Source organism: Vibrio sp. 704 (assembly GCF_033339295.1).
Genome location: NZ_JAWOUH010000986.1, coordinates 1 through 524, shown reverse-complemented (window position 1 = coordinate 524; position 524 = coordinate 1). Strand labels below are relative to the sequence as shown.

1 protein-coding gene is annotated in these 524 nt (G+C 48.3%); it reads left to right on the top strand.

Features of this window, described 5'->3' with window-relative positions; genetic code table 11:
- Positions 1-524, top strand: a 524-nt coding sequence (locus R7R24_RS30255; RefSeq protein ID WP_318120657.1) for an ABC transporter substrate-binding protein, incomplete at both ends; no start/stop codon positions are given.

Genomic DNA, 524 nt, shown 5'->3' with positions numbered 1-524 from the left:
CGTGGGCTGATTTGCAATCAAACTACGGTTTGAAACATCAAGACACTGACATGAGCTCTGCACAAGAAATCGCGAAATTCGAAGCAGAGAAGAAAAATGCGACCGCAGATATCGGTGACGTCGGTTTTGCATTTGCGCGAGTTGCCGTGAAAAAAGGCGTAACTCAACCGTATAAACCGACCACTTGGAATGACATTCCCGATTGGGCGAAAGATAAAGATGGCCACTGGGCGCTGGCATACACCGGCACTATCTCTTTTATCTCAAACAACAACCTAGTCAAAGACGCACCAAAAACTTGGGGTGACCTACTCAAAGGTGACTACAAAGTGACGGTTGGAGACGTAGGCGTTGCGGCGCAAGCGAACAACGCGGTTTTGGCAGCAGCTTTTGCCAACGGTGGTGACGAATCGAACCTTAAACCAGCAATCAAGTTCTTTGCTGAACTGGCGAAACAAGGTCGCTTGTCATTTACCGATCCGAATATCGCCAACCTAGAAAAAGGCGAAGTTGAAGTGGCGATC